At 45.2% G+C, this 23,953-nt stretch carries 22 protein-coding genes; 17 read left to right on the top strand and 5 right to left on the bottom strand.

The features are described 5' to 3' along the window. The first annotated feature begins 6 nt into the window (after positions 1 to 6). Entirely contained in the window at positions 7 to 1,326 is a 1,320-nt protein-coding gene (locus tag JOJ89_RS15965; RefSeq protein ID WP_029279125.1) for a DRTGG domain-containing protein, read from the top strand. A gap of 66 nt (positions 1,327 to 1,392) precedes the next feature. Here JOJ89_RS15965 and JOJ89_RS15960 read toward each other — a convergent pair whose 3' ends face one another. Beyond that, the gene (locus JOJ89_RS15960; protein ID WP_029279127.1) at positions 1,393 to 1,689 is read right to left on the bottom strand and encodes a YtpI family protein; all 297 of its coding nucleotides are present in this window, start codon (positions 1,687 to 1,689) and stop codon (positions 1,393 to 1,395) included. A gap of 146 nt (positions 1,690 to 1,835) precedes the next feature. On the opposite strand from JOJ89_RS15960, the gene JOJ89_RS15955 reads away from it, so the two are divergent. Next, positions 1,836 to 2,777: a DHH family phosphoesterase gene (locus JOJ89_RS15955; protein WP_029279129.1), complete on the top strand. Its 942-nt coding sequence runs from the start codon at positions 1,836 to 1,838 to the stop codon at positions 2,775 to 2,777. 16 nt (positions 2,778 to 2,793) lie between these two features. Here the strand turns inward: JOJ89_RS15955 and JOJ89_RS15950 are convergent, their stop codons facing one another. The 3 genes from JOJ89_RS15950 to ytrH all read right to left on the bottom strand — a co-directional run bounded on the left by JOJ89_RS15950 (position 2,794) and on the right by ytrH (position 3,950). Next, on the bottom strand, positions 2,794 to 2,976 hold the full coding sequence (locus JOJ89_RS15950) for a YtzJ family protein (RefSeq protein WP_029279131.1): 183 nt from the start codon (positions 2,974 to 2,976) through the stop codon (positions 2,794 to 2,796). A gap of 135 nt (positions 2,977 to 3,111) precedes the next feature. Then, positions 3,112 to 3,615, bottom strand: coding sequence for a sporulation membrane protein YtrI (ytrI, locus tag JOJ89_RS15945; RefSeq protein WP_029566850.1), 504 nt, complete (start codon positions 3,613 to 3,615; stop codon positions 3,112 to 3,114). Then, positions 3,612 to 3,950 (bottom strand): sporulation membrane protein YtrH, encoded by a 339-nt coding sequence (gene ytrH / locus JOJ89_RS15940; RefSeq protein WP_029566849.1) that lies wholly within the window; start codon positions 3,948 to 3,950, stop codon positions 3,612 to 3,614. The genes ytrI and ytrH overlap by 4 nt, the downstream gene beginning before the upstream one ends. Before the next feature lie 132 nt (positions 3,951 to 4,082). Here ytrH and dnaE point away from each other — a divergent pair, with 132 nt between their 5' ends. From dnaE to JOJ89_RS15900, 8 genes are all read left to right on the top strand, one after another. Beyond that, positions 4,083 to 7,445, top strand: coding sequence for a DNA polymerase III subunit alpha (gene dnaE / locus JOJ89_RS15935; RefSeq protein ID WP_029566848.1), 3,363 nt, complete (start codon positions 4,083 to 4,085; stop codon positions 7,443 to 7,445). A 120-nt stretch (positions 7,446 to 7,565) separates the two neighbouring features. After that, positions 7,566 to 8,801: an NADP-dependent malic enzyme gene (gene ystJ, locus JOJ89_RS15930; protein ID WP_029566847.1), complete on the top strand. Its 1,236-nt coding sequence runs from the start codon at positions 7,566 to 7,568 to the stop codon at positions 8,799 to 8,801. 10 nt (positions 8,802 to 8,811) lie between these two features. Continuing rightward, a complete protein-coding gene (locus tag JOJ89_RS15925) occupies positions 8,812 to 9,438 on the top strand; it encodes a FadR/GntR family transcriptional regulator (protein ID WP_051865422.1) in 627 nt (208 codons plus the stop codon). Positions 9,439 to 9,565: 127 nt separating this feature from the next. Continuing rightward, entirely contained in the window at positions 9,566 to 10,429 is an 864-nt protein-coding gene (gene accD / locus JOJ89_RS15920; protein WP_029279141.1) for an acetyl-CoA carboxylase, carboxyltransferase subunit beta, read from the top strand. Further along, a complete protein-coding gene (gene accA / locus JOJ89_RS15915) occupies positions 10,423 to 11,400 on the top strand; it encodes an acetyl-CoA carboxylase carboxyl transferase subunit alpha (RefSeq protein WP_029279143.1) in 978 nt (325 codons plus the stop codon). The genes accD and accA overlap by 7 nt, the downstream gene beginning before the upstream one ends. 338 nt (positions 11,401 to 11,738) lie before the next feature. Beyond that, positions 11,739 to 12,698: a 6-phosphofructokinase gene (pfkA, locus tag JOJ89_RS15910; protein WP_203288371.1), complete on the top strand. Its 960-nt coding sequence runs from the start codon at positions 11,739 to 11,741 to the stop codon at positions 12,696 to 12,698. 54 nt (positions 12,699 to 12,752) lie between these two features. Further along, the gene (gene pyk / locus JOJ89_RS15905; RefSeq protein WP_029279147.1) at positions 12,753 to 14,513 is read left to right on the top strand and encodes a pyruvate kinase; all 1,761 of its coding nucleotides are present in this window, start codon (positions 12,753 to 12,755) and stop codon (positions 14,511 to 14,513) included. Positions 14,514 to 14,625: 112 nt separating this feature from the next. Further along, complete coding sequence (locus tag JOJ89_RS15900; RefSeq protein ID WP_029279149.1) at positions 14,626 to 15,012, top strand: FxsA family protein; 387 nt, start codon at positions 14,626 to 14,628, stop codon at positions 15,010 to 15,012. An 88-nt stretch (positions 15,013 to 15,100) separates the two neighbouring features. Here the strand turns inward: JOJ89_RS15900 and ytvI are convergent, their stop codons facing one another. Further along, positions 15,101 to 16,213, bottom strand: a complete 1,113-nt coding sequence (ytvI, locus tag JOJ89_RS15895; RefSeq protein WP_203288369.1) for a sporulation integral membrane protein YtvI — start codon at positions 16,211 to 16,213, stop codon at positions 15,101 to 15,103. Between the two features lie 52 nt (positions 16,214 to 16,265). On the opposite strand from ytvI, the gene JOJ89_RS15890 reads away from it, so the two are divergent. The 7 genes from JOJ89_RS15890 to pnpS all read left to right on the top strand — a co-directional run bounded on the left by JOJ89_RS15890 (position 16,266) and on the right by pnpS (position 23,869). After that, positions 16,266 to 16,724, top strand: coding sequence for a DUF441 domain-containing protein (locus JOJ89_RS15890; protein ID WP_029279153.1), 459 nt, complete (start codon positions 16,266 to 16,268; stop codon positions 16,722 to 16,724). A 391-nt stretch (positions 16,725 to 17,115) separates the two neighbouring features. Next, positions 17,116 to 18,234 carry a citrate synthase gene (citZ, locus tag JOJ89_RS15885; RefSeq protein ID WP_029279155.1) on the top strand — a complete coding sequence of 373 codons (1,119 nt, stop codon included), beginning with the start codon at positions 17,116 to 17,118 and terminating at the stop codon, positions 18,232 to 18,234. A 99-nt stretch (positions 18,235 to 18,333) separates the two neighbouring features. Then, a complete protein-coding gene (gene icd / locus JOJ89_RS15880) occupies positions 18,334 to 19,602 on the top strand; it encodes an NADP-dependent isocitrate dehydrogenase (protein ID WP_029279157.1) in 1,269 nt (422 codons plus the stop codon). Between the two features lie 79 nt (positions 19,603 to 19,681). Further along, complete coding sequence (gene mdh, locus JOJ89_RS15875; RefSeq protein WP_203288367.1) at positions 19,682 to 20,620, top strand: malate dehydrogenase; 939 nt, start codon at positions 19,682 to 19,684, stop codon at positions 20,618 to 20,620. A 68-nt stretch (positions 20,621 to 20,688) separates the two neighbouring features. Next, complete coding sequence (locus tag JOJ89_RS15870) at positions 20,689 to 21,180, top strand: MaoC/PaaZ C-terminal domain-containing protein (protein WP_203288365.1); 492 nt, start codon at positions 20,689 to 20,691, stop codon at positions 21,178 to 21,180. A gap of 216 nt (positions 21,181 to 21,396) precedes the next feature. Beyond that, positions 21,397 to 22,116 (top strand): response regulator transcription factor, encoded by a 720-nt coding sequence (locus JOJ89_RS15865; RefSeq protein ID WP_029279163.1) that lies wholly within the window; start codon positions 21,397 to 21,399, stop codon positions 22,114 to 22,116. Next, on the top strand, positions 22,109 to 23,869 hold the full coding sequence (pnpS, locus tag JOJ89_RS15860) for a two-component system histidine kinase PnpS (protein ID WP_203288363.1): 1,761 nt from the start codon (positions 22,109 to 22,111) through the stop codon (positions 23,867 to 23,869). The genes JOJ89_RS15865 and pnpS overlap by 8 nt, the downstream gene beginning before the upstream one ends. Positions 23,870 to 23,953: the final 84 nt, after the last annotated feature.

The raw sequence follows: 23,953 nt of genomic DNA, 5'->3' as shown, positions 1-23,953 counted from the left end.
AGAAGCTTGGCGACAAAGCATGAGCAAATACTGCAGCATATTGACGGCCTCCCGATCGGGGAAAAGATTTCTGTCAGGCAGGTCGCGAAAGATATGAACGTAAGTGAAGGCACTGCATACCGTGCGATTAAAGAAGCCGAAAACAAAGGCTATGTAAGCACGATTGAGCGTGTTGGAACCATTAGGATTGAAAAGAAAAAGAAAGAAAATATTGAAAAACTCACATACGCTGAAGTTGTAAATATCGTAGATGGACAAGTCCTGGGCGGACGTGCGGGACTTCATAAAACGCTTAACAAGTTTGTCATCGGCGCCATGAAGCTTGAGGCGATGATGCGCTATACGGGTGCCGGGAATCTGCTTATCGTAGGGAACCGGACAAATGCTCATCAGCTCGCCATTGAAGCGGGTGCAGCTGTGCTGATTACCGGGGGTTTTGACACTGACGAGCATGTAAAGAGAATTGCTGATGAAGCCGAGCTTCCGATTATTTCAACAAGCTATGATACGTTTACTGTGGCAACCATGATTAACAGAGCGATTTACGATCAGCTGATCAAAAAGGAAATTGTTCTGGTTGAAGATATTCTCACAACGCTTGATAAAACGATATGCCTGAAAACGACTGATACAGTAGATGAGTGGTATCAGCATAATGTGAATACAGGCCACGGCCGTTTTCCGGTCATTGATAACCAGCTGAGAGTACAGGGGATGGTCACCTCAAAAGACGTGATGGGGTATGACCGCAGTGTGATTGTTGAGAAAGTCATGACGAAAAATCCAATCACGGTCATTGGGAAAACATCCGTTGCCTCAGCGGCGCAAATGATGGTCTGGGAAGGCATTGAGGTTTTGCCTGTAGTAGATCAGAATAACCGGCTGGAAGGAATGATCAGCCGTCAGGACGTTCTTCAGGCGCTGCAAATGATTCAAAGGCAGCCTCAGATCGGCGAGAAGCTTGATGACATCGTGACCAATCAGTTTATTGTCACGGCTGAGGATGCAAAAAAAGCGAATGTCTACCGTTTTCAAGTATCCCCGCAAATGACAAATCATCTCGGCACGATTTCATATGGTGTATTTACAACCGTCGTGACAGAAGCGACAAACCGGTATCTTCGCACACAGAAAAAAGGCGAAATTGTCGTTGAAAACATCACGATTTACTTTATGAAGCCTGTTCAGATGGACAGCATGCTTGAAGTGCATCCAAAAATCCTTGAAGTCGGGCGCAAGTTCGGAAAGATTGATGTTGAGGTATTCAGCAGCGGAGTGGCAGTAGGCAAAGCCATGCTGATGGTGCAGCTGATTGAGAGAAGCTGAAAATAGGTAAAAAAGCAGGCAGGGAAAACGAGAGTTTCCCTGCCTGCTTTTTTAAACCAAGCGATTTCAGCCTTCCCTTGCTTCTTTTGCAGCGTGAGGAAGGTAGTGCTTATAGGCTTTGTAGCCGGCCAAGCTGCTGGCAAGTCCGACAACCATAAAAATAATCCCAACGACCAATGAAACCGTTGAATGAAATAAAAACAGCTGGTTCAGGCCGAACAAAAACACAAATACACCCAGTGCTATGCTCGATTTTGCAGAGAGCCACTGTTTTTCCATCGGCTTTCTGGTTCTGTAAAACTTCACTTTATAGAAAAGATAAAAAGAGAAGGCAAATACGATCAGAATGACAAGTACAGGCATTAAGAATAACCTCCATAGTAAACTTACATCCTCTATTTTAATCATTCTTGCGCAGGATTGCTATAACCAAAGACAAGATTCGCTTTCTGCCCGGACGGTTTTATGCTTTAATTAGTCTATAATCAGGTTCGAAAAGGAGACTACACATGAAACAGGAAATTCTGTCAGAGATTAAGCAGTATGAAACGATCATCATTCACCGGCACGTACGTCCTGACCCGGATGCATACGGATCACAATGCGGACTGGCCGAGATTATCAAGGCCTCTTTCCCGGAAAAGAACGTCCTTGCAGCGGGACTTGGTGAACCCTCACTCGAGTTTTTATATAAAATGGACAACGTGAAAGACCGTGACTACGAGGGAGCACTTGTGATTGTCTGCGACACCGCCAATCAGGAGCGTGTGTGTGATCAGCGCTATCATACAGGTGCAAAGCTTATAAAAATTGACCACCATCCAAATGAAGATCCATACGGAGACCTTCTGTGGGTGGATACGTCCGCAAGTTCAGTCAGTGAAATGATTTATGAATTTTATCTTGCGGGCAAAGAAGACGGGCTTGTTTTGCCTGACAAAGCAGCAGAGCTGATTTACGCGGGAATTGTCGGCGATACGGGCAGATTCCTTTTTCCGAGCACGACGAAAAAAACATTAAGATATGCCAGTGAGCTTGTTGAGTATGATTTTTCATTTACAGACATTTATGATGAGATGTATAAGACGAAATATAATGCGGCTAAGCTCAGCGGCTATGTTCTGCAGAATTTCAAGCTGTCGTCATCGGGTGCTGCTTCCATGATCCTGACGAAAGAGATCCTGGAGCAATTTGAAGTGAGTGCTTCTGAGGCTTCACAGCTGGTAGGCATGCTTGGCAATATTGAAGGTCTTCGGGCATGGGTCTTTTTTGTAGAAGAAGCAGATCAGATCAGAGTAAGGCTTAGATCCAAAGGTCCGGTTATTAATGAACTGGCAAAAAAATACCGCGGCGGCGGCCATCCGCTTGCTTCAGGCGCATCTGTCACAAGCTGGGAAGAAGCGGATCAGGTTCTTTCAGATCTTGAAAGCATTTGCCGGAGCTTTCAATAAGAAAAGCCAGATGAACTTATTTCACAGGGATAAACCAGTACCCGAATTCAGTTGAATCTTCGTGAAAGGTCAGTCCCTGTGCAAGAAGTTCTTTTTTAATCAGTGAAGCAAGCTCGTTTGACTCCGCATAAGCTGAATAGCCTTCTTTCAGGCGTGCCGCTTTTTCCCGGGCCATCTGTTTGTGGTTTAAGACATACATCCTCATTCCTCCTGATTTTGGGTTTGCTGCTATTACCATTCTACCCGAAAGGCAGGAAGGAGTGCGGTTAAATTAATTGAAATTTCTAAAAATAAACCATTTGGTTCCTGCGGAGAGGTTCATTGGTCCCGTTTTCTATTTTGCGAATGAGACTTTAAGCTCGATTGAGAGGGTGGTGTATATGAACATTTCCTCAATTTCTACCCGGTACTGCTTGTCATCGATTTTATATACTTTGTTTTCGACCGCTTTTTTCATCAGCTTTCTCGTTTTATAAACACTTTCCAGATCCTTTGCCAAAACATCAGACACATCTTCTTTCACCTGATCCTCAATCATAAAAGTCATCAGGGATGTAAACTGATAGCGTTCCCCGTTCATTAAGGTCACGCTGATCTTCTGCACCCGGAGTTTTTCCTGAGTGATTTTATTCAGATTCTGAATCTCCTCATAGTAGCTTTTATTTGTCTGACTCAAATCTTCAATGGTATACGTCTGTTCTTCAATTTTTGTCACCAGTTTCTCCTGCCACTCGCCGTATATATAAAGGAAGATGCACCAGCTGATGATGGCGCCGAGCACCATGCCTCCAAAAAGCCGCTGCCAGGATGGGCGCCTGTATAATGGAGGGATTCTCATTCCGGTGTCTCCTGCGTCAGCCATAAGATCAGGAGCCAGCCAGTCTGCGCGCCGCCCATGGCTGAAATGATCAGCAGGACCTGTTTAATCACATCACGTGTCTCTCCTTCAAAAAATCCTCTTTCAAAGCTTGAAAAAGCGTCAAAGGTACCCCCGATTGCAGCGACAAGGGCCCATATTTTCAGTCTGTTTGCAAGACTGTAAATCGTCGACAGCGGAGGCTCACCTGCTAAGTAAGCACCTATGCCGCCAACAATCGATCCGCCGAGAATTACGCCGAGTGCTATGAAATAACTGTTGATAAAGGCCGGAATAAACGCCTCTTTAACCTCCATGCGATTCACCCCTTTCTTCTATGTATATGGACAAACAATGGAAGTATGAGATGGGACAGCTTCAATTTGTGTCACTTTTCAATAGAGAATATAATAAAAAGAAGAGATTTAGAGAAAGGACGGGACATGCGATTGCCATTTGTTCACCTTCAAGTTCAAAGTGCCTACAGTCTGCTGAACAGTTCAGCGCGAATCGACCGGCTTGTTGAAAAAACAGCAGCCCATGGAGCAAAATCACTCGCGATTACTGACTTCCATACGATGTATGGAGCGGTAGCTTTTTATAAAACATGCATGAAACACGGCATCAAACCCATTATCGGGCTAATAGCGTCTGTTACGCTCGAAGAACAGGGCGCAAGCGGGGGATACCCCCTTGTTCTGCTTGCCAAAAACAATGAAGGATACAGAAATCTGATCAAAATCAGCAGTGTTCTTCAAACAAGATCTCCAGAAGGAATAAAATCCCGGTGGATGAAATCCTACAGCTCCGGAATTATCGGGTTAACCCCCGGTGACAAGGGCTTGGTGGAACAGGCGGTCCTGAGCGGGGATAAAGAGGAAGCGGAAAAAACGCTCTTGCTCTATAAATCACTGTTTCATGAAGGTGATTTCTATCTTTCGCTCCAAAACCACAGCCTGCATACAGATAAAGAACTGCAGAAAGGTATTTTAGAATTAAGCGGAAAAACAGGGGTGCCTGCCGCCGCTGCCAACAACGTTCACTATATCGAAAAAGAAGATGCGTTTGCCCACAACTGCCTTCTTGCCATAAAAAACGGTGCAAAGCTTGAAGACGACAGTGACTTCGCCCTTCCTTCCAATCAGTACTATTTAAAATCCCCTGCTGAAATGGCAGAGCTTTTCAGGGATTGTCCCGAAGCTCTTGAAAACACTCTGAAAATAGCAGACATGTGCCAGGTCACAATGGAACTTGGACAGACCCGTCTTCCGAAGTATCCTTCACCTGACGGCCAGCCGGCTGACGAATATTTGGAGCGCCTGTGCCTGTCTGGCCTCAAAGAGAGGTTCGGGGATCCGCCGGACAGCTATTACAAAAGGCTTGACTATGAGCTGAATGTGATCAGGGAGATGAAATTCAGCGACTATTTCCTGATTGTCTGGGATTTCATGAAATATGCCCATGATAATCGAATTCTTACGGGTCCGGGAAGGGGATCTGCAGCCGGCTCACTTGTTGCCTATGTCCTCAGAATCACAGATGTGGATCCCATTGAGCACCGCCTTTTATTTGAACGCTTCTTAAATCCAGAGCGGATAAATATGCCTGATATAGATATTGATTTTCCTGATTCTAAAAGGGATGAGATCATTTCGTATGTGGCAGAAAAGTACGGGGCGATGCACGCAGCTCAAATCGTGACGTTTGGAACACTCGCTGCGAAAGCTTCCCTCAGGGATGTCGGGAGAGTCATGGGGGCGTCTGCCAAGGAGGCGGATGTTCTTGCAAAGCTCATTCCTTCAAAGCCCGGGTCCACCTTGGAGCAGGTTTTCTCAGAATCCAAAGACCTTCAGCAGCTTCTGAATGAGTCGGATTTGTACAGGAGGATTTTTGAAACAGCCGTAAAGCTTGAAGGCCTTCCGAGGCACACCTCCACACATGCAGCGGGCATGGTGCTGAGCAGCCAGCCGCTTACAGATATCGTTCCGATCCAGGAGGGGCATAACGGCATTTATTTAACTCAGTTTTCAATGGATTATCTTGAGGATCTTGGGCTTTTGAAAATGGATTTTCTCGGCCTCAGAAATTTGACGCTGATTGAGCAGATCACAGGTTTAATCGAGCGCCATGAAAAGAAACGGATTGATTTTGCCCGCATTTCCTACGCGGATGATAAAACGTTCGACCTTCTTGGCAAAGGGGACACAACAGGGGTCTTTCAGCTTGAATCAGACGGGATGCGCAGCGTTCTGAAACGGCTCAAGCCGACAGATCTTGAAGATATAGTGGCTGTAAATGCCCTGTACCGTCCGGGTCCGATGGAAAATATTCCGCTTTACATCAGAAGAAAACATCTGGAAGAAAAAATCGAGTACCCGCATCCGGACCTGCTGCCCATCCTTCAAACGACGAACGGCGTTATCGTCTACCAGGAGCAGATCATGGAGATTGCGTCTAAAATGGCCGGTTTTTCTTTAGGCGAAGCGGATCTTCTAAGACGCGCTGTCGGAAAGAAACAAAAGGAAATACTTGACCGGGAGAGAGAGCACTTTGTCTCGGGCTGTCTGAATAACGGCTATGACCGGACGTCTGCAAACCATATTTACGACTTGATCGTCAAATTTGCAAATTACGGATTCAACCGCAGCCATGCTGTCGCCTACAGCATGATTTCTTTTCAGCTTGCCTATTTAAAAGCCCACTATCCTGTTTATTTTACGGCCGCTCTTTTAACCAGCGTGATCGGCAACGATGAAAAAACGGCCCAGTACATTCGCGAGGCAAAGCAGCATGGAGTCACAGTTCTTCCTCCTTCTATTAATAGAAGCGAATATCCTTTTCTTGTCGAAAACGGAAACATCCGCTTTAGTCTGAATGCGATTAAGAGTGTAGGCGTCAACGCTGTAAAAGAAATCTACGCAGCCAGAAAGAAAAAAGCGTTCTCAGATCTGTTTGATTTCTGCACAAGGGTATCCATGAAGACCGTGAACAGACGAGTTGTTGAGTCTCTTATCTTTTCGGGAGCCATGGATGAGTTTGGGATGGAGAGGTCCACTCTGCTTGCAAGCCTGGATCTTGCGATTGAACATGCTGCCCTCTTTTCAACGGATGATGAAAATCAATTTGATTTGTTTTTAGAAGAGGAAGAATTCAGCATCAAGCCGAAATATATAGAAGTTGAGCCGTTCAAAACGGAAGAAAAGCTGAAGTTTGAAAAAGAGTCGCTTGGTTTTTATTTTTCAAGCCATCCTGCTTCAGCCCATTTGCCGCTGTTTCAGCGTGCGGGAGTTCTTCCGCTGAGTGAAGCCGTTCTCGGCGGTCAGAAAAAAGTGAAGGTCGGCGTGTTTATTTCTGCCATGCGCACGATCCGGACAAAAAAAGGCGAGGTCATGGCGTTTCTTGCCTTGAGTGATGAAAGCGGAGATCTTGAAGCGGTGGCTTTTCCGAACGTTTATACGAAGGCCCGGAATTTGCTTGATCAGGGAAATGTAGTCATTCTTACAGGCAAAATGGAAAACCGCAGCGACCGCACGCAGCTGATTATTTCTGAAGCGGAAACAGTGGATGATCTGAAGAAAAGAGCAAAGACGCTCTTTTTAAAAATTGAGGAATTGCATCTCGCGGAAGGAAAGCTTCAAACCGTGCAGAATACTCTTAAAAAGCACCGCGGCACAACGCCTGTAATTCTCTATTATGAAAAAGAGAAAAAGAGCGTCAGACTGCCGGATGAATATAACACAGAAGCGAGTGCTGCATGTCTTTCAGAGCTTAGAAATTTACTCGGGGAGAAAAATGCAGCCGTCAAAGAATAAGCACAAAGGTCCGGTGCCGGACAAAAAGACAGGACTTTACAATACTTAAAATTATGTTATGATTTATTATTGGCTGGAGGTGGTCTGACCACCTCCAAATAGACCCTAAGGAGTGAGAACATGTCATTGCGCGAAGAAGCATTACATATGCATCTAGTTCATAAAGGAAAGCTTGAATCGAAATCAAAAGTACCAGTCAGAAATGCTAAAGACCTGAGCTTAGCATATTCTCCAGGGGTCGCTGAACCTTGCAAAGCGATTTATGAAGATAAAAATAAAGTGTACGACTATACAATGAAAGGCAACATGGTTGCCGTTGTTTCTGATGGAACGGCTGTCCTTGGGCTTGGAAATATCGGACCGGAGGCAGCACTTCCTGTTATGGAAGGGAAAGCTGTTCTTTTCAAAAGCTTCGCAGGTGTTGATGCGTTTCCAATCTGTTTAAACACAACGGATGTGGACAAGATTGTAGAAACGGTCAAACTTCTCGAACCTACTTTCGGCGGCGTGAATCTTGAGGATATTGCTGCACCGAATTGCTTTGTCATTGAAGAGCGCCTGAAAAAAGAAACGAATATTCCGATTTTCCATGATGACCAGCATGGCACAGCCATCGTTACAGTGGCAGGTCTTGTGAACGCATTGAAGCTTGCGGGCAAATCCATGTCAAGCATCAGGGTGGTTGCAAACGGAGCGGGTGCGGCAGGCATTGCCATCATTAAATTGCTTTACCGCTACGGTGTGCGCGATATTATCATGTGCGATTCCAAAGGGTCGATCTTTGAAGGCCGCTCTTATGGAATGAACAGTGTAAAAGAGGAAGTGGCCAAATATACAAACCGCGACCGCACAGAGGGAAGCCTGGCCGATGTCATTAAAGATGCGGACGTGTTTATCGGCGTTTCAGTAGAAGGGGCTTTGACGAAAGAAATGATTGCATCCATGAAAAAAGATCCGATCATCTTTGCAATGGCAAACCCTGTCCCTGAAATCATGCCTCATGAAGCGAAAGAAGCGGGCGCAATGGTCATCGGAACGGGCCGTTCAGATTTCCCGAATCAAGTAAACAACGTTCTTGCTTTCCCGGGCATTTTCCGCGGCGCGCTTGATGTGCGTGCTACACACATTAATGAACAAATGAAGATTGCGGCTGTAGAAGCGATTGCTGCCCTGATTTCAACTGAGGAGCTGACGGCGGATTATGTCATCCCGGCTCCATTTGATGCAAGAGTTGCTCCTGCGGTGGCTGCGGCTGTTGCGAGGGCAGCAATGGAAACCGGAGTGGCCAGAATAAAAGCCGATCCTGAGGAAATTGCAGAAAAAACGAAGCAGCTTGCGATTATTGAAACAAAGTGAGTGATGTACAATGAGTGCATCTAAACCTAAAGTATATATCGAAATTCTTCGCGAAATCAGGTCGATCATCAAAGAAGACGGGCTCGCTGCGGGCGATAAGATTCCATCTGAACGCGAGCTTGCCGAACGTCTGCAGGCAGGACGGTCCTCTGTCAGAGAAGCGCTTCGGGCGCTTGAGCTCCTGGGGATCATTGAAACAAGGCGCGGGGAAGGCACCTTTATTAAAGATTTTCGCGACAATGACCTTGTCGAAATTCTCGGCACCTTTATTCTTCAGGATAAAAATGCAATTTCTGATCTTACTGAGATGAATAAGCTTCTTGAATATAATGCCCTGCAGGTCCTGCTTGCAAAAGACCGCGAGACGGAACTGAAAGAACTGAGAGACAGGCTGAAGCAGGAGACGATGGCCCATGCAGCATTCATGACGGAGCTTATGAAACTGTCGGATAATTTTCTGCTGTACCGTATCTGGACGGTTGTCAGCGAGTATGTAAAGCTGATTCAGCCCAAACATGAGTCCGGACCTCAAGCCGTCTATGAAGAAATCATCGACGGACTGCTTTCCAAGGACGAAAATCGTGTATTCCAATCTTTTTACACTCTAGCTCATAAAGAAAGTGCCGATAAGGCATAACATCTTTTTTCGGAAAGGCTTCCCTGCTGCCGGTCTTATTATCAGCGGCGCAGATTCACAGCCTGCAAAAAAATGGATGATGGTCAGGCAATTGCCCGGTCATTTTCATAGAAAAGGAGGCAGCGATTTGTTAAAGGATTTATTTTCAAAGAAAAAGAAATATGCATCCATTCCTTCAGATCAGGCAAAGCACGATGTGCCTGAAGGAATTATGACAAAATGTCCAAGCTGTAAAAAGATTATGTATACGAAAGAATTAAATAAAAACCTGCGCGTGTGCATGAACTGCGGCCACCACCATACAATGAATGCCAAAGAGCGCATTAAGAGTTTATTTGATGAACATACATTTAAAGAGTTTGATAAAGAGATGGTTTCTGAAAACCCTCTTAATTTTCCGGGCTATCTTGAAAAAGTAGAAAAAGACCGGAAGAAAACAAAGATGAATGAAGCGGTTGTAACAGGCGAGGGAGCCATTAACGGCAATCAGACCGTTGTTGCAGTCATGGATGCCACTTTCCGGATGGGAAGCATGGGGTCAGTCGTTGGAGAAAAGATTACGAGAGCGATTGAGCGTGCGAATGAAAGAAAGCTTCCATTCATCATCTTTACAGCTTCAGGCGGCGCCAGAATGCAGGAAGGTGTTTTAAGCCTTATGCAGATGGCCAAAACGAGCTCTGCCCTGAAACTGTTCAGTGATAACGGCGGATTGATCATTTCTGTAATGACACACCCGACAACAGGCGGTGTTTCAGCAAGCTTTGCCTCTTTGGGAGACTACAATTTTGCTGAACCGAAAGCGCTAATCGGTTTTGCCGGCAGACGGATTATTGAACAGACGATCAGAGAAGATCTGCCGGAAGATTTCCAGACAGCAGAATTTCTATTAAAACACGGTCAGCTTGATGCGGTCATCCACCGTCTCGATATGAAGGATACTCTTTCGAATATCCTTGAGCTTCATTCCTCAGGAGGTGCATCTTCATGGTAGGGGAACTGGAATTTGAAAAGCCCGTCACAGAACTGAGGGCGAAAATCTCTGAACTGAAACAGTTTACGGAAAGTACAGATGTGGACTTGTCTGCTGAGATCTCTAAGCTTGAAGGGCGCCTTGAAAAGCTTGAGAGAGAAATTTACACAAATCTTCAGCCGTGGGACAGAGTTCAGATTGCAAGACATCCGAACCGTCCGACAACGCTTGATTATATTGAAAAGCTCTTCACAAACTTTTTCGAGCTTCATGGTGACCGGTATTATGGGGATGATGAAGCCATCGTAGGCGGAATTGCCAAGTTTAACGGGCTCCCTGTAACGGTCATTGGCCATCAGCGCGGAAAAGATACAAAAGAAAACATCCGCAGAAACTTCGGAATGCCTCATCCAGAAGGCTACCGCAAGGCACTCAGACTGATGCATCAGGCTGACAAGTTCGGCCGTCCGATCATTTGCCTGATTGATACAAAAGGAGCATACCCTGGAAAAGCAGCCGAAGAACGTGGCCAAAGTGAAGCCATTGCAAAGAACCTTTTTGAAATGGCAGGGTTATCCGTACCGGTCATCTGCATCGTTATCGGCGAGGGCGGAAGCGGCGGTGCGCTTGCTCTTGGAGTCGGCAACCACATCCATATGCTTGAGAATTCAACCTATTCGGTTATTTCCCCGGAAGGAGCTGCTGCCCTTTTGTGGAAAGATTCAGGACTTGCCAAAAAGGCAGCGGAAACGATGAAAATCACGGCCCCGGATCTGAAAGAACTGGGCGTTATTGATCAAATCATCAAAGAAGTAAAAGGCGGCGCCCACAGGGATGTTGCTGAACAGGCAAAAAATATGAATGGGGTCATTCATGATTCGCTGAAAGAGCTTTTAAAGCTCGATGGAGAGCAGCTGATTCAGCACCGCTATGAAAAGTTTAAAAGAATCGGCCAGGTTTCGTTTGCAGAGGAAATTATTGGGGTAAAATAGATTAACGTGTAGCCTTCGGAAGGAAGGCGGCACGTTTCTTTTTTTGAAAGGACTGTTTTTCAGACCTTGAATTCTTAAATGAAGAATGCCAAATCTGGTTATTCATAGAAAAACAGCCAGTTCATGTGAGTGAGATTATTCGACAATCCCAAAAGGAAGCGTTTACTTGACTTAATTTTCAAAGATTCGCTGAAAACCCTTCAGGACAGGCGGTTTTATTGTATAATGAGAAAGGTTTAAAGGTAACGTGAAATTTCGACATTTGTCGTTTCTTGTCTATTGTATTGCCCATTTCTTCATGTTATTTTAATATCACATACTACTTTGGGGTGAGAAAAATGAAAAAAATCGGCGTATTAACCAGTGGAGGAGATTCACCTGGCATGAACGCTGCCGTGCGTGCTGTCGTACGTAAAGCGATCTATCATGACGTAGAGGTGTTCGGCATTTATCATGGTTATTCAGGCTTAATTGCAGGCCATATAGAAAAACTTGAACTCGGTTCGGTAGGAGATATTATCCACCGCGGGGGTACAAAGCTCTACACAGCCCGCTGCCCGGAGTTTAAAACAGTTGAAGGCCAGCTCAAAGGCATCGAACAGCTGAAAAAGCACGGCATTGAAGGCCTTGTAATCATCGGCGGAGACGGTTCTTACATGGGAGCTAAAAAACTGACTGAACACGGTTTCCCGTGCGTAGGCGTTCCAGGCACCATTGACAATGACATTCCAGGCACAGATTTTACAATCGGATTTGACACGGCACTTAATACCGTGATTGATGCAATAGACAAAATTCGTGATACAGCAACTTCACATGAGCGTACATATGTAATTGAAGTAATGGGACGCCATGCAGGAGATCTTGCATTATGGTCCGGCCTTGCAGGCGGAGCAGAAACGATTCTGATTCCTGAAGTTGACTATGATATGGAAGATATACTTGCCCGTCTGAAGCACGGAACAGACCGCGGCAAAAAGCACAGTATCATCATTGTTGCTGAAGGCGTTGGAAGCGGAGTTGACTTCGGAAGAAGGATCGAAGAAGCTACAAACCTCGAAACACGTGTCTCCGTTCTTGGCCACATTCAGCGCGGAGGATCGCCAACAGCATTTGACAGAGTCCTTGCAAGCCGTCTGGGAGCTTACGCTGTAGAACTTCTTCTTGAAGGCAAAGGCGGACGTGCGGTCGGTATTCAAAGCAACAAGCTGACGAACAATGATATCCTCGAAATTCTAGACACACCGCATACGATTGATCAGAACATGTACCAGCTTTCCAAAGAATTATCCATCTGATTTCCAATCAGACTGGTATCGTTTTCATACCTATATACAGGAGGAATTTATCGAATGAGAAAAACGAAAATAGTTTGTACGATCGGCCCTGCAAGTGAAAGTGTAGAGAAGCTCACACAATTGATGGAAGCAGGCATGAACGTATCACGCCTGAACTTCTCCCACGGAGATTTTGAAGAGCACGGAGCACGCATCAAAAACATCCGTGAAGCAGCTGCAAAGCTTAATAAGAATGTTGCCATCCTTCTTGATACGAAAGGACCGGAAATCCGCACGCATTCTATGCAGGACGGAGCAATTGAACTCGTGGCAGGATCTGAAGTAACGGTTTCTATGACTGAAGTTCTTGGTACAGCAGACAAGTTCTCCATTTCTTACGAAGGTCTTATCGACGATGTTCATACAGGTTCAATCATTCTTCTTGATGACGGTCTGATCGGTCTTGAAGTAATTGAAATCAATAAACAGGCGAGTGAAATCAGAACAAAGATCCTTAACACAGGAACACTTAAAAATAAAAAAGGCGTCAACGTGCCGGGAGTAAGTGTAAAACTTCCTGGAATCACTGAAAAAGATGCAAATGACATCGTGTTCGGAATTGAGCAGGGAGTGGACTTTATCGCTGCATCATTCGTGCGCCGCGCAGCAGATGTTCTTGAGATCCGCGAATTGCTTGAAAAACATGGAGCATCTCAAATCCAGATCATCCCGAAAATTGAAAACCAGGAAGGCGTCGACAACATCGATGAAATTCTTGAAGTATCAGACGGCCTTATGGTAGCGCGCGGAGACCTTGGCGTTGAAATTCCTGCAGAAGAAGTGCCTCTTGTTCAAAAAGAATTGATCAAAAAGTGCAACGCAGCAGGCAAGCCTGTTATCACAGCTACTCAAATGCTTGACAGCATGCAGCGCAACCCGCGCCCTACACGCGCAGAAGCAAGTGACGTTGCAAACGCCATTTTCGACGGAACAGATGCAATCATGCTTTCTGGTGAAACAGCAGCCGGTTCATACCCTGTTGAAGCTGTTCAAACAATGAACAACATCGCTTCACGTGCAGAGCAGGCGCTGGATTACAAGCAGATCCTTGCAAAACGCAGCGAGCAGGCTGATATGACGATTACAGATGCAATCGGACAATCGGTTGCACATACAGGCTTGAACCTTCAGGCAGCTGCAATTGTAGCAACAACTGAAAGCGGCCATACTGCACGCATGATCTCAAAATACCGCCCTAAAGCTCCAATCGTTGCGGTTACATCATGTGAATCTGTTTCACGCAAGCTTGCTCTTGTATGGGGCGTACATTCACGCAACGGCGAACAGTCTTCATCAACAGATGAAATGCTTGATCAGGCTGTTCAGGAATCCCTTCTTTCAGGTGTAGTCAAGCATGGTGATCTGATTGTCATCACAGCTGGTGTGCCAATCGGGGAAACAGGTACAACAAACTTGATGAAAGTTCATGTTGTCGGCGACGTTATCGCTAAAGGCCAGGGCATTGGCCGCAAAACAGCATTCGGCAAAGTTGTAGTGGCAAGCTCAGCTGCTGATGCAGAAGCAAAAATGACACAGGGAGCCATTCTGGTTTCTCAAAGCACAGACCGCGACATGATGCCTGCGCTTGAAAAAGCAGCTGCTCTTATTACAGAAGAAGGCGGCTTGACAAGCCATGCTGCAGTTGTAGGCTTAAGCCTTGGAATTCCTGTTATTGTCGGCGTTGAAAACGCAACAGCCATCTTAAAAGACGGACAGGAAATCACAGTAGACGGATCACGCGGTGCCATCTATCAAGGACACGCTAGCGTCCTTTAAGTGAATACAGAAAAAGAGAAGGGCAGACCCCTTCTCTTTTTTGCATGTGTTTCATATACTTTTCCATTAGATGCACAAGCCTTTTTATCCATAACGCGAGGTGAATTTCAAATTGAGATATATCCTGCCTTTTCTAATCATCATCCCTGCGCTTGAGATTGGCATTTTGCTGTTCTCAGGCAAAACGCTCGGAATTATTCCGACCATTCTGCTGATCATTGCAACAGGAGTCGGAGGAGCCTTCCTGGCCAAAAAACAAGGCATAGAAACCATTCAAAAAGTCCAGAGAGAAATGAGCAGGGGCAACATTCCCGGAGACTCGATACTCGACGGACTCTGCATCCTTACAGGCGGCCTCCTTTTGCTCACACCGGGCTTTGTCACCGATATAACCGGTTTTATGCTGCTCATACCCGGCACAAGGAAAATGTTTAAACCGCTTCTTCAGAAGCAGATCAGCAAAATGATTGAACGAAACCGGTTCACCATTATCAGATAGAGCCGGGTGAAGCTTGCCGGCAAGAAAGATCCCCCGAAAAATTCGGGGGATTTCTTATCTGTATGCAGGAGAAAAACAGGCGATTGGCCTAATCGCGGCTCTTTCCTGTGATAAACTTCCATGCATCCTCAAAAACCCCGGCGTTCTGAAGGGCGTTAAAAATGACAAGAGCAACCGGCCCTGCAATCAGGCCTAAAAACCCAATCAGCTTAAAGCCGACAAACAGAGAAAGCAGGGTAGCAAGCGGATCAAGACCAATGGTAGAAGAGAGAATTTTCGGTTCTATCAGCTGCCTTTGCATTAAGATAATAAGATACAGCGCGCCAAGTCCAATAGCAAAGGGGAGTTCGCCGCTGAAAGCAGAGTAGATGATCCAGGGAACAAAGACAAGACCGGTGCCAAGGTACGGCAATAGATCGACCAGGCCAATCAGCAAAGCAATCGTGATTGCATAATCCACTCTCAATAAGAGCAACCCTATAAGGACGGTCACAGTGGTAATGCTGATCAAAATAATCTGGGCCTTTATAAAACCAAATAATGCTTTTTTTAAGTCATCTGCGACAGATCTTCCGCTTTTTCGTGCTTTGACGGGAAGATACTTTCTGAGTAATTTCTGGAACTTGTACCAGTCTTTGCTTATAAAAAAAGCGGCTAAAAGAGAAAAGACAGCGGCAGTTGCTGCATTGGGAAGCCAGCTGATCAGAAGCGGAATGTTTTCTAATATTTCTTTTAGAAATTCTGCCGCGTTTGAACCGATTTGCTCACCGGTGTGCTGGATGTTTGCAAGAATCGTTTTTTGCTGGGAGGCATCAAGAGTATTAAACAGCGCTGCAAAGTCCTCATAGACCGGCAGAATCCGGTCTAAAGTAAATGTTTCTATATAAACAACAAACGTTTTAAAATGCTCAGGTACAGACGAAGCTAAATAAGTCGTACCCGCTACAATCTCTGCAATCAGAAGTGTGACCATTCCTGCAAAGACAATGACTAAGCACGCAATAGACAAAAACACGGCAGCGCCGCGAACCATCCGCCTCTCAAGCAGATCGACAAAAGGATTTATAATAGAGGCTAATAAAAAACCTATAATAAATGGATAAGCGAGGGCGGATACATAATAGACGGACGCAGCTGCAGCTATGATAATTGCTGTGACTGCAAGGGCTCTGAAGGCCGCCTGTGCCAGTTGTGCATTCAATAAAATACCCTCCTGTTCTCTTTTGGGGAAAAATCCGGAAAGGAAGAATGAAATGAATCAACCTGTCCTATTTTTAATCATATTATTCATCGTTGGATTTCTTGCCAAAAATCAGTCATTAATGTTTGCAGTAGGTTTTCTTCTTGCTGTAAAACTGACCGGACTGGATGAAAAGCTGTTTCCGCACATTCAGTCAAAAGGAATAAATTGGGGGGTTACGGTTATTACGATTGCCGTTCTCGTCCCGATTGCCACAGGAGATATCGGATTTAAGCAGCTGACAGAAGCAATGAAATCCTCCTACGCATGGATTGCCCTGGGTGCAGGAATTGCTGTGGCGCTGATTGCTAAAAACGGTTTGACTCTGCTGCAGGATGATCCGCACATTACAACAGCGCTTGTATTTGGAACCATTCTCGCCGTTTCATTATTTGGGGGAGTGGCAGTCGGGCCGCTGATCGGGGCAGGCATTGCCTATCTGGCCATGCAAACGGTTAAATTTTTTGGTTAATATAATAAATTCTGATACAATATACGAGAAGGCGCCTTGAAAACCTATTATTCATCTTAAATATCATTTTTCTGACAAATTTTTTGCTTCTGGAAATTCTTTTCGTTCACAAAAATCAGATAATTGTTTATAATGGATATAGGCAGTATGATTACGCCTTCTTGTTCATCTTAAGTCACAATTGAAGATAACATTCGATGTGGCTCTTATAATGGCTGTAAATGTAAGCATTTTCTTTTTAAAAATGCTTGAGTATTGAGCAAGCGCTCGGTCGTTTAAATAATTGGAAGAATGGGCAAATAAGAAGAAAAATGGATTTGTCGAATGCTATCTTTTATTGCTGACGAGAAGAGCGGATCAATGGGGATATTTTTGCAAAGGAGAGATTTACATGACAACAACACGGGGTCTGGAGGGAGTAGTTGCTACTACTTCATCCGTAAGTTCAATTATTGATGATACTCTTACATATGCGGGGTATAACATCGATGATTTAGCAGAGAATGCTAGTTTCGAAGAGGTTGTATATTTATTGTGGCACAGAAAGCTTCCTGACCATGCAGAGCTTGCACAAATTAAAAAAGAGCTTGCAGAGAATGCGGAAATTCCGCAGGAGGTTGTCAGCCATTTTAAATCGTACGACCTTAAGTCAGTGCATCCGATGGCGGCGCTCCGCACAGCTGTTTCCCTTCTTGGGCTGTTTGACAGCGAAGCCGATGTCATGGATCCGGAAGCGAACTACCGCAAAGCGATCCGTCTGCAGGCTAAACTGCCTACAATTGTGGCTGCATTCGCACGTATCCGCAAGGGGCTTGAGCCTATAAAACCGAAGGCAGATGCCAGTTTAGCAGAAAACTTCCTGTATACACTGACAGGCGAAGAGCCAAGCAGTGTTGCGGTTGAGGCTTTCAACAAGGCACTCGTTCTTCATGCAGATCATGAATTAAATGCATCTACATTCACAGCGCGTGTCTGCGTGGCGACACTGTCAGACGTCTATTCCGGAATCACTGCAGCAATCGGAGCTCTAAAAGGGCCGCTTCACGGGGGAGCAAACGAAGCTGTTATGAAGATGCTGAAGGAAATCGGCGATGTGGATAACGTCGAAGCGTATCTTCACGAAAAGTTTGCCCGCAAAGAAAAAATCATGGGATTCGGACATCGCGTATACCGTCAGGGAGATCCGAGAGCCAAGCATCTCAGAGAAATGTCCGAGAAGCTCACCAACCTGACAGGCGAACCAAAATGGTTTGAAATGTCCACAAAAATCGAAGAGGTCGTAACCAGCGAAAAATCAATTCCGCCGAATGTTGATTTCTATTCAGCATCCATGTACCACAGTCTTGGAATTGACCATGACCTTTTCACGCCGATCTTTGCTGTCAGCCGTGTATCAGGATGGCTTGCACACATTCTTGAGCAGTACGAAAACAACCGCCTGATCCGCCCTCGCGCAGATTACACAGGCCCTGACATGCAAAAATACGTTCCAATCGAGCAGCGCGGCTGATTTAAGCGGACGAGGCAGTATCGGCATACGCTGATGCTGCCTGTCCCTGCGCATTTTTCCAAAAAACAAATTTCACTTACATAACAGGAGGTAACTACAATGACACAAGGACAAAAAATCACAGTTACAGACGGAGTACTTAACGTACCAAACGATCCGATTATTCCATTTATCGAAGGAGACGGCATTGGTCCTGATATCTGGGCTGCAGCTTCACGCGTTCTTGAAGCAGCTGTTGACAAAGCATACAATGGCGAAAAGAAAATCGTTTGGAAAGAAGTGCTTGCAGGAGAAAAAGCATTCAATCAGACTGGCGAGTGGCTTCCTGAAGAAACGCTTGATATGATCCGCGAGTATTTCATCGCAATCAAAGGACCTTTAACAACTCCTGTAGGCGGCGGAATCCGTTCACTGAACGTTGCTCTTCGCCAGGAGCTTGATCTTTTCACATGCCTGCGTCCAGTACGCTACTTCAACGGTGTTCCGTCTCCAATCAAACGCCCTGAAGATACAGACATGGTGATCTTCCGTGAAAATACAGAAGATATCTATGCCGGCATTGAGTATGCAAAAGGATCTGAAGAAGTTGAAAAGCTGATTGCTTTCCTTAAAAATGAAATGGGCGTAAACAAAATCCGTTTCCCTGAGACTTCAGGAATCGGCATCAAGCCTGTATCAGAAGAAGGCACACAGCGTCTTGTGCGTGCTGCCATCAACTATGCAATCAAAGAAGGCCGCAAGTCCGTAACACTTGTTCACAAAGGCAACATCATGAAATACACAGAAGGAGCCTTCAAAAACTGGGGCTACGAGCTTGCTGAAAAAGAATTCGGAGATCAAGTATTCACTTGGGCTGAATATGACCGCATCGTTGAGAAAGACGGCAAAGACGCTGCAAACAAGGCTCAGCAGGAAGCTGAAGATGCAGGCAAAATCATCGTTAAAGATTCCATTGCTGATATCTTCCTTCAGCAGATCCTTACACGTCCGCGCGAGTTTGACGTAGTTGCTACGATGAACCTGAACGGTGACTACATCTCAGATGCTCTTGCTGCGCAAGTCGGCGGAATCGGAATCGCTCCTGGAGCAAATATTAACTATGAAACTGGACATGCTATTTTCGAAGCGACTCATGGAACTGCTCCTAAATATGCAGGTCTTGATAAAGTAAATCCATCTTCTGTTATTCTCTCAGGTGTCCTTATGCTTGAGCACTTAGGCTGGAATGAGGCAGCTAAGCTTGTTGTAGAAGCAATGGAGAAATCCATCTCTGAGAAAGTTGTCACTTACGACTTTGCCCGTTTGATGGACGGCGCTAAAGAAGTGAAATGCTCTGAGTTCGGAGATGCTTTAATCAGCAAAATGTAAGATCTTCTTCATCAACAATACACAGAGCTGTTTTTCACTTTTGGAAAACAGCTCTGTTATGCTAAAGGGGATGTTTTTAATGGGCATGAAGCGTAAAAAAGTTTCCGTAATCGGCGCAGGTTTCACAGGAGCAACCACTGCATTTTTATTAGCTCAAAAAGAACTGTCTGATGTCGTGATTGTTGATATTCCGCAGCAGGAGAATCCGACTAAAGGAAAAGCTTTGGACATGCTTGAGGCAAGTCCTGTTCAGGGATTTGACGCTCAGATTACAGGGACCAGCGACTATGCTGATACAGCTGATTCTGATCTTGTCATCATTACAGCAGGCATTGCGAGAAAACCGGGAATGAGCCGCGACGACCTTGTTCAGACGAACCAGAAAATCATGAAAAGCGTGACAAAGGAGATTGTGAAGTATTCGCCGGATGCGGTCATTCTAGTTTTGACCAATCCTGTCGATGCCATGACCTACACGGTTTTCAAAGAGTCAGGTTTCCCAAAACACCGCGTCATCGGCCAGTCAGGTGTTCTCGACACTGCGCGCTTCCGCACATTTGCGGCACAGGAGCTGAATCTGTCGGTGAAAGATGTGACTGGATTTGTTCTTGGCGGACACGGTGATGACATGGTTCCTCTGGTGAGATATTCGTATGCCGGCGGAATTCCGCTTGAAACGCTGATCCCTAAAGACCGCCCGGAAGCAATTGTTGAGAGAACACGCAAAGGCGGCGGTGAGATTGTCAACCTTCTTGGAAACGGAAGTGCGTATTATGCACCGGCTGCTTCACTGGCAGAAATGGCAGAAGCTATCCTTAAAGATCAGCGCCGTGTGATTCCTGCTATCGTTTATTTAGAGGGAGAATACGGATTCGAAGGGATCTACCTTGGAGTACCTGTCATTCTTGGCGGAAACGGGCTTGAGCAGATTATCGAGCTCGACTTGAATGATGATGAAAAAGAAGCATTATCAAGGTCTGCTGACTCGGTCAAAAGTGTCATGAAGGTTCTTTCTTAATTGCTGCCGGGGCTGGAGAATACTCTCCAGTCCCTTTTATCAAGTGTTTTGTAAACGTTTTCAATAGATTGGAGGACGACGATAATGCTGCTTGGAAAAAAAGAAAACTTGGAAGACAGATAGATGAAATCACGGTGGGAGAGAAATTAACTCTGACCGAAAAAATTGAAGATAAAGACCTGCTGCTCTATCTTGGACTGACAAATGATTCTAATCCGCTCTATATTCAGCATGATTATGCATCACTCACGCCTTATGAAAAGCCGATTGTCCCAAGCATCATGCTGACGGGCATTATCACATCTGCGATATCCAAATATATGCCTGGACCGGGAAGCCACATCCTTAGTCAAAACCTTGATTTCGTCCGTGCGGTCTATCATTACAGCATGATTCAATTCCTGTTTGAGGTGACCCAGGTGAATGCGTCCGAAAATACTGTCCTTCTCAAGGTACATGCGCATAATGACAAAGACGAGACCGTCATTCAGGGGACAATAACAGTTGCGCCTCCTGCAGCAATTGCCTCTATGGATGGCAGTGCTCTTGAAAACTTTTAAGCCAATGCCGGCACCTGTACAGGGTGCCGGCATTTTACTGTCCGTCACTGGAATGCCTTTTCCTGTTTTGGCTATTCTAATAGAGAAAGACAGCGTGCTGAAAGGATCATTTGAAAGAAAACATTTGTTCATTTGAATCTATCCTCTATAATGGAAGTATAAAAGAGAGAAAACACGTTGGATTGCTAGGGGAATACTATTTGGTGGAGGCTTTATATGAGTAAGAAAATTCTGGTCGTAGATGATGAGCAATCAATCCTGACTCTGCTGCAGTACAATCTGGTTCAGGCAGGGTATGAGGTAATAACCGCTATAGATGGAGAAGACGGGCTTGAAAAGGGTTTGAATGAGTCCCCTGACCTAATGGTTCTTGATCTTATGCTGCCTAAAATGGACGGGATTGAAGTGTGCAAGCAGCTTAGACAGAAGAAAATCATGGTGCCGATTCTCATGCTGACGGCTAAAGATGATGAGTTTGATAAGGTGCTTGGCCTTGAGCTTGGCGCTGATGATTATATGACAAAGCCTTTCAGTCCAAGAGAAGTTGTGGCAAGGGTGAAAGCCATTTTAAGAAGAACGCAGACATCTTCTGAATCTGAAGAAAAAGAATTGGATACATCTGAGAGAATCCTGATAGGCGATTTGAGAATTCTCCCTGAACATTATGAAGCCTATTACGGCGATGAACGCCTTGAGCTTACACCTAAGGAATTTGAATTGCTTGTATACCTTGCCCGTCACAAAGGAAGAGTACTGACGCGCGACCAGCTTTTGAGTGCAGTATGGAACTACGATTTTGCAGGGGATACACGGATCGTGGATGTCCACATTAGCCACTTAAGGGAAAAAATAGAACGCAATACGAAAAAACCGCTTTATATTAAAACTATAAGGGGACTCGGCTACAAGCTTGAGGAGCCTAGGCTGGATGAATAGATTCCGGTCACGCCTTATTTTTGCCCTAATTACACTGATCATTGCCGTACTGATCGGCCTCGGGCTTTTGCTTGGGCAAATTTTCGGCAGCTATTATATGAGTTCTTTTCAGGAGCGCATGAAAGAGGAAGCAAAAATTACTGAGCTTCTGGTAAAGGAAAAGGGACTGTCATCTTCTGAGATGAACTCCTTCCTGAACCGCTACAGCAAAGCGATTAAGGCCCATATCACCATTTATGACAGAAACGGGAATGTTCTGCATGATGCCGGCCCTTTTAAACAGGATCACGATTCTATTTCAAAAGAGATTCTTCTAAAGCACCGGAATACAAATAAAGGCTTCAAACTAAATATACAAAATGACAAACTGTATTTTTACGGTCTTCCTTATTTGGAAAACAACGAAAAGCGGGGGTATATCGTCCTCAGCTCTACGGAATCGTCTTTAAAGAAAATCAACCAGCAGATCTGGGGATTGCTGATTGCGAGTCTTGGAATGGCCCTCCTTGTCATTCTGCTGCTTGCTGTCAGAATTACATCGCGCTACACAAGGCCGATTGAATCGGCGACAAATGTTGCGATGGAGCTTGCAAAAGGAAATTATAAAGCAAGAACCTATGAAGATCATCTGGATGAAACGGGCATGCTCAGCCAGTCTATTAATGTTCTTGCCAGAAATCTTCAGGATATGAACCGTGCACAGGAAATGCAGCAGGACAGGCTGCAGACGCTGATTGAAAATATGGGCAGCGGTCTGATCCTGATCGACGGAAGAGGCTACATTAACCTGGTAAACCGGGCATACAAAGAGCTCTTTCACATTAAATCAACGGACTTCCTGTACAAGCTTTATTATGAAGCGTTTGAACACCGGGAGATTGTTGATTTGGTCGAGCATATCTTCATGACTGAAATCAAAGCAAGAAAACAGCTGCATCTCCCTCTGAAAATTGAGCGCAGGCATTTTGAAGTGTACGGTGCCCCGATTATAGGCACAAACGATGAATGGAAAGGCATTGTGCTTGTTTTCCATGATATCACTGAGCTGAAAAAGCTCGAACAGATGAGAAAAGACTTTGTTGCGAACGTATCACATGAGCTCAAAACACCGATTACATCAATTAAAGGGTTTACGGAAACGCTGCTTGACGGAGCACTTGAAGACAGGGAGACGCTGGAGTACTTTCTCTCAATCATCTTGAAAGAAAGCGACCGTCTACAAACGCTTATTCAGGATCTGCTTGACCTTTCCAAAATAGAACAGCAGGGCTTTAAGCTGAACCTTCAGCACTGCAATGCGAAGGAAGTTCTCGAAGAGGTCATCATTATCCTGAGAAGCAAAGCAGAAGAAAAAGAAATCGGGCTGTCACTTGCTATGCCTGAAGAAGGACTTCACATTTACGGGGATGTATACCGCCTGAAGCAGATCTTCATTAACCTGATCAGCAATGCATTGAACTATACACCCAAGGGCGGCAAAGTAAATGTGATTCTTAAAGACGGCGGTGATCAGGCGGTATTTATCGTGAGTGATACGGGAATCGGCATTGAAAAAGAAGAAATTCCAAGGATTTTTGAACGTTTTTACAGAGTGGACAAAGCGAGAAGCCGGAATTCAGGCGGAACGGGGCTCGGGCTTGCCATTGTCAAGCATCTGGTGGAAGCGCACAAAGGACGGATTTATGTGAGCAGCACCGTTGGGGAAGGAACTGCGTTTACCGTTAAACTGAATAAAAACCAAATTGACGGCTAGTTTACAATATATTTACATCACATTTATTCCTGCTTAATAAAATGCTGATAATATACTAAGTGAAAACCCCTTCATCCAAGGAGC

The sequence above is a fragment of the Metabacillus sp. cB07 genome (assembly GCF_016839225.1).
Lineage (GTDB): Bacteria > Bacillota > Bacilli > Bacillales > Bacillaceae > Bacillus_P > Bacillus_P indicus.
The sequence above is the reverse complement of the archived record's forward strand: the minus strand, read 5'-3'. Positions and strand labels throughout refer to the sequence as shown.